Below are 8,439 nucleotides of genomic sequence, written 5' to 3' on the forward strand. Positions count from 1 at the left end.
CCGAGGCGCTGTGCCGGCTGCTCGGCATCGCCCCGCCGACGGCCGCCTCGTCGCCGGAAAGCGGGTTGCTGATCCACGTGTCGCCGCCGTCCGCTCATACCCCCTGGTGCCGGGCGCGGATCGACGCCGGCGGGAACGGGGAGGTGACTTCCACCGAGCCGGCGCTGCTGTACGCGTTTGTCCACCTCCTGGTCGACGGGCTGACCGAGGCGCACCGGAGCCGGCTCGGCGAGGGGCTCCTGCTCGAATCCTCCTTCGCCTGGAATCGGCCGTTGTACGACTCCGTCCTTACCCAGGTCGCCCGCACCGTGCGCGACTTCGACGAGGCCTCGTACATCGAGCAACTCGCCCGCGCCGGCTTCACCCATCTCGAAGCCAACGGCCTCGCCTCCACGATGCCCTACGAACCGGGGGTGTCGACCGAGTTCTACCGCGCTTTTTATTCATACGGCCCCGGGCTGCTGCAATTCGTCGACTCCGACCTCTCGCGCGGCCTGTACGACCGATCGTATGTCCGCGCCAACCTTGAACGGCTGAAGCGGGTCGCGGCCGAAGGGCTGAAATACGGCCTCAAGCCCGGACTGCTCTGTTACGAGCCGCGCGCCATGCCCGAGCCGTTTTTCCAGCGGCACCCGTACCTGCGAGGGGCGCGGGTGGATCACCCGTTCCGGTCGCATGTGCCCCGCTACACCCTCGCGCAGGACCACCCGGTCTCGCGCGAGCACTACAGGCAGCTCATCCACAACCTCATGCGCGAGGTGCCCGAGCTCGCGTACCTGTCCGTCTGGACCAACGACAGCGGCGCCGGCTTCGAGCACACGAGCTCGCTGTACGTTGGCCGCAACGGCGGGCCGTACCTCATCCGGGAGTGGCGGACGCACGATGCCATCGCCCGCGCCGCCGGCGAAAGCGCCGTCCGCTGGATGCGGCTGCTGCAGGAAACCGCCGCCGAGGTCAACCCCGACTTCGTCGTCAGCCTCCGGATCGATGCCTTCCGCGACGAGCACGACCACATCACGGCCGCGATGGACAAACACCTCTCCGTCGAGGGGCCGTCGCTGCTGGTGAAGGGGTACGACATGCCGTATCGTCACCCGAGGTACCCGGATCAGGAAGGCGTAGCCGGCACGATCTTCCACACGGAGATGGACCCGCGGGAGGCGACCGCGCTGGCCCGATACCGGGGCGAAGGGATCGAACCCTCGGTGTCGTATTCCCCGGGCTCCAGCTTCAACATGGAGCCGCTGCTCGGCACCCCCTTTCCCCGCACGCTCCACGGCAAGCTCATGAGCCTGCGTGAAACCGGCATCACCCGCGTCAGCGCCCACGGGGGGCTGCTGCATCTGGATAAAACGCCCTACTGGCCGCACCCGGCCGTCATCCAGCAGGCCCAGCTCAACCCCGAACGACCCATCGACGACATCCTCCTCGAACTCGCCCGAACATGGGCCGGCGAGGCGCGCGCCGGCGACCTCGTGGCCGCGTGGGATGCGATCGACGAGGCCGTTTCCTGGACGCCGTTTATCTATCTGTACAGCTTTTTTGGATTCGTCTGGTACCGCGCCTGGATCCGGCCGCTCGTCCCCAATCTCGAGGCCGTGCCCGAGGCCGAGCGGCGGTATTACGAGGACTTCATCGTCACCGTCAAAAACAACCCGAACAACGTAGACCTCAGCCGGGACGTCATGTTCACCCTGATGACGCCGGCCCAGGCCGCCGCCAACCGACAGGGATTCGACACCCACGTCTTCCCCCGGCTCGACGCCATCGAAGCCACCCTCGCGCCGCTGGCCGGCGAGCCGGTTTTCCGGGACCTGCTCGTCCGTGTCCGCGCCCTGCGCGCCTGGACAACCGCCCAACGCAACGTCTGCGCCTGGACGGAGGGCGTGTACGGGTATCTGGGGACGAGCGACCCGGCGGAGCGGGCGCGCCATCGCGCGGCGCTGCAGGAAATGATGGATCTGGATATCCAGAATACCCGCCTCCTGCTCGCGCTGTGGGAACAGCAGGAGACCGAGTGGATACTCGTGTCCGCTGCCGGCGAGACGACGTTTGTGTTCGGCCCCAACCTGGGCGATCACCTGCAGCGCAAAATCGAGCTCACCGAACGGTATCGGGATGCCGAGCCGTACATCGACCCGGATGTTTTGTGGAGGATTTGATACGGGGACGTGCTTAATCGAGACGATTCAGGGACACGATGTATCGTGTCCATACAAGGCCTCGGCTTACCATCGCGCCTGAAATGTTACACGTACCCCCGCCGCTGCGCGGCGCCGATCCCGACTCGTTTGCCCGCTCGACGGTGACGTCCCGCATGCCCGCCCTCGCGCGGCGCGCGCGGCTCAACCCGGAGGTGCCGGCAGCCGCGCACCCGGCTATCGAAGCCCTTGCGGCCGAGTTGCCCCATGCCCCGATCCGGCATCTGGACGATCCCCACGCCCCCGACCTGGCCGGCTGGCGCAGCCTCGTCGATCCCCACGCCGGCGCCAGCTGGCTGGAAGTGCCCTGGCTGTTCGCCGAATTTTACCTCTTCCGGCGCGTGCTGGAGGCGACCGGATTTTTTGGGGATGGACCCGGCGCCGGCGTCGACCCGTACGGCCCCGACAAAGAGGCCAGCCTCGCCATCGCCGAAGCGCCTCTCCGCGCCCTCGCCGAGGCCGGCTTACTCGAATCGCCGCCCACCGCCGAGACGCTGCGGAGCCTCCTGAAAGCCTCCCTCTGGGGCAATCAGGCGGATCTCAGCCTGTGGCAGGCCGGCGAAGGGCCGGGTCACGAACTGATCGACCGGGATAAGCAACTACTCGCCGACGACACCGGCGCCGTCGCCGCCTGGCTGGCGGCCGCGGGTGGGAGGCTCGACATGGGCGTCGTGGTCGACAACGCCGGCGAGGAGTTCACGATGGACCTCGCCCTCGTCGACGCCCTGCTGCGGCTCCCGCCCGGAGGCCGCGTCACGCTCCACGTCAAAGCCTTCCCGACCTATGTCTCCGACGTCACCCCCCGCGACGTAGACGACACCCTCGCGGCGTTCCGCGCCTCGGCCGCGCCCCACACCCGCCGGCTCGCGGCCCGCCTCGATGCCGCGCTGGCGGCGGGTCGGCTGCTCATCCAACCGGATCCCGTCTGGGCGCAACCCCATCCCTTCCGCCGGCTGCCCGACGGGGCCCGCGCCACCCTCGGCCGGCATGACTTTCTGATTTTTAAGGGCGACGCCAACTACCGGCGGTTGCTGGACGACAGCCACTGGCCAGCCACCACCCCGTTCGCATCCATCGTCGCCTACTTCGACACCCCGCTGCTCGCGCTACGCACCTGCAAAGCCGAGGTGATCGCCGGCCTCGACGCACAACAGATCGCCAGGCTTCACGCCCTGGATCCGCACTGGAAGATAAACGGTCGCTGGGCCGTCGCGCAGGCGCACGGGATTCCAGGGAGATGAGCCCCCTCCCGCCGCTGGCGCATCCCGCATTGCTCGAAAAGAGCCGGCCGGATGACGCCGAACCTACCGTCTGATTGTGGGGCTTTTCCGGTATCTTCCTGGCACATCGCTGTACGCATGCACGGTCGTGCGCCGGCGATTGTTATGCCTTTTCCGCGGCGTCCGTTCTGCCGCGCGACGGCTCCGTGACGACATCCCAGGGAGCCGGGACTCCCCCCATTTCTTACCGGCAATACCCCGATTTCAGGCCGGATTTCAGCAATAATCGCTTGCGAGCCGCGCCCCCGTGCTGGATCGTTTCCGTGTCGCGAAGCCTCCATTCGCCGCGATCCTGCCGTGCCGCATCGTCTCCTGCGAATGAAACCGCCCGTTGCCTGTGGCGGCGCTGTTTTTTTTCAACTGTACTACGTGATACCCAATGAAGAAGAGCGTTGATTTTTACTGGACCCAACGTATTATCGACCTCTTGATGAAAATCGCCGGGGTTATCGTCACCTCGGCGGCTACGATCGAAGTCGCGAGCGACGCCTTTCGGAACATCGAAGAGCCATGGCTCACCGTGATCCGGGTCGGTGCGCTCATGCTGGTTGAAGGCGCGTTTATCGTCTCCTGGCTGGCCATCGACACGCAGCACAACGCCCCGATGCCGATGAAAATCGCCTGGGCGGTGACGCTGATCGTGATCTATGTCGCCCTGCTGGTCATCGCCCTGGAGCACGGCGAAGGCGCCGCCGGCTGGGCGTTCCGCTTCGTGCTGGCCGTCATGATCGGCCGAAGCATCTACGAGGCCGGGATGTACGAGCTGCTCAAGAACCACAAAAAGGCCGAGCGGGACATCCGCAGCAGCTTTGTGGTGCGCCGCGTGGGCCGGCAGTTGGCCAAGAAAGACGCCATCAAGGGGCTCAACATGGAGAGCCTCCAGTCCAACTACGCCCGCGAGCTCGGCAGCGAGGTCTCCCGCGCCAAGCTCGAGGCCGAACACGAGGCCGCGCTGATCGACGTCAAGCTGATGCGCGAACGGCTCCTGGCCAGCGTTCACGCCAAGGACAACCTGGCGCGCAAGAAATTCCAGGCTCAACTCGCCGCCGAAAACAAACATACCCAGTATCAGCTCGACTCGGCAAAAAACGGCTCACTTGTCGCCCACACGCCGTCCACCAACGGCAACGCGCCGCACACGAACGGCCAGGCGCAGGCAGATGCATCACACGAAGCCGGCGGCGATCACGAAACCGACGAGAACCTCGCCAACAAAAAGGATCGGCTGAAGGATATGCTCCTGTGGGCCCTCATGGAGAACCCGAACCTCTCCAAACAAGCCCTCAGCGCTCACGTCGGCGCCTCACCCGGCACGATCCGCAAATACCTCGACGAACTGCTCGACGAAGGCAAACTCCGCACGACCAACAAGACCCGCTCGGGCTTCACGGTCGTCCAGGGGGATGCGATGATGAATTGATTGGTTGCAGGTTGGCAAGTTGCAGGTTGGCAGGTTGTCTCTCCCTGAAGAACCTGCCAACCTGCAACCTGTCAACCTGCCAACCACTTATTGCCCCAGCGATAACAGATTCGCGAACACCCGGTACGCCCCCGGCACATTAAACGGGGCCTGCCGGTGGATGGCGTAGGCGAAGTAGGTAAACCGGCCCGAGCCGTATTGGGCTGTCAGCCAGCCGCCGTCCTGCGGGGGTTGGCCAGCGTCGTTGGAGCGAATGAGGGGGGTGTAGGCGGGGTCCCAGCTGGCGAAGAACTTGGAGCCGCGCTGCTCGATCCACCCGTCGAAATCCGCCGGCGTGATCCGGTTGGGGCCGGCGAACACCGGGTGGTCCGGCGCGAGGATCGTCACCGCCGCATCTTCCTCGGACACCTCCTCCGCGTTCTGCGGCAGGGAGGCAGGGAACGGCGCCTGGTCCTCGGGCCGGTACTCAGGCGTCTGGTACAGTACCACGAGGTGCCCACCCTCCCGGGCAAAATCTAGTAGCCGGCGGTTGTTCGCGATCAGATCCGCCCGCACGGCATACGCCCGCGTGCCGACGACGATCGCGTCGTAGCCCGACAGGTCGCCGCCGGCGAGGTCGGCCTCCTCCAGCAGCGTCACCGACCCACCCAGCTGCTCGATGGCCGACGGCACCTCATCCCCCACACCCATCACGTAGCCTACCGCCAGCCCCTCCGTCATCCGCACATCCACCCCGCGTACATCGACCACCGCCGGCCGGTACAGGTAGCGCGTCTCCCACGCCGGCCGGGTGACGACGTCGTAGCCCTCGGTGTAGGTTCGCCCTTCGCTCTCTAGCGTGGCCTCGAGCGTGTAGGATCGGGCCTGAAGCTGATCGGGCATCACGGTGAACGTAAACGCCGCGCGCTCGCCGTCTTTGCCGAGCGCCACCGGGTGGGCGGCCGGCTCGGCGCGCCAGCCGGCCGGCATCGCGAGGCGAAGCTCGCCGCTGGCGGCGGATGGCTGGTTGTTCTGGACCTCGATGCGGACATCAAACGGCGCGACCTGACCGGTCAGCGGCACCATCCGGCTGGCGGGGGCCGACTGGACCGAAAACGTCGGCACGACGCTCAACTCCCGCATCACATACCCTTCCGGCAGCCGCGACTCGCGCGTGCTTACGGTTTCGACGAGGCGGAAGGGCACGCCGAACACCTCGTAGGCGGCGACGACCAGGAGGGCGGATCGCGACGCTGGAAGCGTCCTGTCGGGGGTTTCGGTAACGCTGTATCGGTTCTGGGCGATCGAGGGGCGGGCGAAATAGGGCCGGGAGACCGCGCCGTCGGGCGGGACGGTGGTCGTGAAGGTCTGCGCCACCGGCTTGTTGCCAACCAGCGCGGCGCCGGCGGCATCCGGGGCCTCGGCCTGCCAGCCGGGGCCGCCGTCGAGCGACAGGGTATGGAGGCGAACGGGGATTGTGGTGGGATTGACCAGCTGGACATCCACCCGGAGCGCCTGCCCGGGCACCGCGGCGCCCATCGTGGGAAGAGGCGCCCAGGGGCTGGCGGAGACCTGCGTCGCCGCCGGCATCGCGATGGCCTCCAACCGGAGGCCCAGCGCGGCCTGGACAGCGTCCTCGATCTGCCGTGCCTTGATACGGAGCATAAACGCGGCCTCGGAGTCGTCGTCCAGGTTGGCGATGAGCTGGCGGATCGTACGCGCCGCCTGCGCCAGGGGCTCAACCACACCGGAAGGATCGGCGACGTTGAAGCGCCGGACAGCCTCGTCGATGCGGCCGGCGGCGGCGCGGAGGGCGTCCCGCGCGCCGTCTTCGGCCGGCTCACCCGTGAGGTCGAACAGGCCGGAGAGGGTGACATCGAGTCCATCGAAAAATCCCGCTTCCGCGCCGGCGGCCGGGGCGTCGAGGCGCTCGTAGTAGCTCAATGCGGGGCCAAACGATACGCGCGATCGCCCGCTCGTCTGCGATTTCTGGAGGCTGAGGCCGTGGTAGCCGAAGTTGTTGTACGTCTCCCCGAGCCACGGGCTGACGGCGCCGGGGTCCACCGTTACGTTCCACCGCTCGGACTCCCGAATGCCGCCGCGGTAGAGTTTGCGGACCGTCCATGGCCGGAGGCCTTCTTGTGAGATCTGCTCGGGAAACGCCGTAGGGTCGCCGGCGAGGCGAACGGCGTCCGGCGTGATGCCGCCGGCGGCCTGGTGGTTGCCGTGGCCGTCGCGCTCGGATCCGTGGAAGCGGGAGATGACGACGAGCGGCCGGTTGATGCGGATGATGCGCACCAGCTCTTCGAGGACCGTCTCGCGCCCCCAGTTGGCGATCGACTCGTCGAGGGTTTTGGAGTAGCCGTAGTCGGTGAGCGAGGTAAAATACTGATCGTCGAGCCCGTAGTACCGGCCCGATAGCAACAGCTCCTCGGTGCGGATGAGGCCGAGCGCGTCGAACAGCTCCGGCCCGATGGCGTTGGCGCCGGCTTCGCCGCGGTTGAGCGTCGCCAGCGCGAGCCGGACGCCCTGTCCGCGGCTGAGGAGGGATAGGAGGCCGGCGTGTTCATCATCCGGGTGCGCCGTCGTATGCATCGCGCTGGCCGTCGTGCGCAGCTTGAGGAGGCGCTGGTAGAGGCCGGCGGCCCCCTGGTCCTGCGGCAGGTCGCGGTCCGCCAGCCGGGTGAGGACCCGGTCCGGCGCGGGGGTGTAGGGCTGGGCAAGCGCCGGGGTGGCAATCAGCAGGACGAGGAGGAGGGCGATGAGGGACATGGGCTCTTTGAGTGGTGCCAGTCTGGGGGAGGTCTCTCCGCTGCGTCGCCGGAGGGCCGGCGACTACGGTCGAGATGACAGGCATTGGTAAGGAGGTCTCTCCGCTGCGTCGCCGGCAAGCCGGCGACTTTGGTCGAGATGACAGGCATTGGTAAGGAGGTCTCTCCGCTGCGTCGCCGGCAAGCCGGCGACTACGGTCGAGATGACATTTTATTTTAATATAAAATAAAATGTCATCTCGACCGAAGGCCCGATTCATCGGGCCGAAGCGGAGAGACCTCCCAAATCATACTGTCATCAGGCCGAAGCGGAGAGACTTCCCGACGAATCACACTACCCCTCCTCACTCAAATCCACCATCTCCGGGTTGATACTCCGAATCAACGCCAGTTTTTTCGGCCTCCCCCACCGTTTGATCTGTTTTTCGCGATCGATCGCATCCAACACAAATGCGTGCTCTTCTACATAAAGCAGGTCGCGACACTGATATTTCGACGTAAACGCACCGCCCTGACGATTTCTGTGCTGCCAGAGACGACGCTCCAGATCTCCAGTGACACCCGTGTAAAACACCGTCCTGTGTCGGTTGGAAAGGATGTAGACCGAGTAGGTGCGATCCATATAAAAAGGGGTTTCCCTTTCTAGACGAAAAATCGCCCTTCGGCATACCCTGTGGAGGAAACGAAGTGTTCGGCTGAAGGAGGGTTATTCGTCGCGGCCGAGGTGAATGGCATGAATACGTTTACTGATGGAGGTCTCTCCGCTGCGTCGCCGGCTAGCCGGCGAC

General features: G+C 66.1%; 5 protein-coding genes. 3 read left to right on the forward strand and 2 right to left on the reverse strand.

Translation table 11 applies throughout. From position 1 onward, the window contains the following. From SH809_17630 to SH809_17640, 3 genes are all read left to right on the forward strand, one after another. Positions 1-2,162 (forward strand): hypothetical protein (locus SH809_17630; protein ID MDZ4701538.1); only part of this gene is annotated, 2,162 nt, incomplete at its 5' end. An 83-nt stretch (positions 2,163-2,245) separates the two neighbouring features. Next, entirely contained in the window at positions 2,246-3,442 is a 1,197-nt protein-coding gene (locus tag SH809_17635) for a damage-control phosphatase ARMT1 family protein (GenBank protein ID MDZ4701539.1), read from the forward strand. A 418-nt stretch (positions 3,443-3,860) separates the two neighbouring features. Further along, entirely contained in the window at positions 3,861-4,901 is a 1,041-nt protein-coding gene (locus SH809_17640) for a winged helix-turn-helix domain-containing protein (GenBank protein ID MDZ4701540.1), read from the forward strand. Positions 4,902-4,988: 87 nt separating this feature from the next. Here the strand turns inward: SH809_17640 and SH809_17645 are convergent, their stop codons facing one another. Continuing rightward, the gene (locus tag SH809_17645) at positions 4,989-7,652 is read right to left on the reverse strand and encodes a PIG-L family deacetylase (GenBank protein MDZ4701541.1); all 2,664 of its coding nucleotides are present in this window, start codon (positions 7,650-7,652) and stop codon (positions 4,989-4,991) included. 333 nt (positions 7,653-7,985) lie between these two features. Beyond that, positions 7,986-8,273, reverse strand: a complete 288-nt coding sequence (locus SH809_17650) for a GIY-YIG nuclease family protein (GenBank protein ID MDZ4701542.1) — start codon at positions 8,271-8,273, stop codon at positions 7,986-7,988. Positions 8,274-8,439: the final 166 nt, after the last annotated feature.

Source organism: Rhodothermales bacterium (assembly GCA_034439735.1).
Classification (GTDB): Bacteria; Bacteroidota; Rhodothermia; order Rhodothermales; family JAHQVL01; genus JAWKNW01.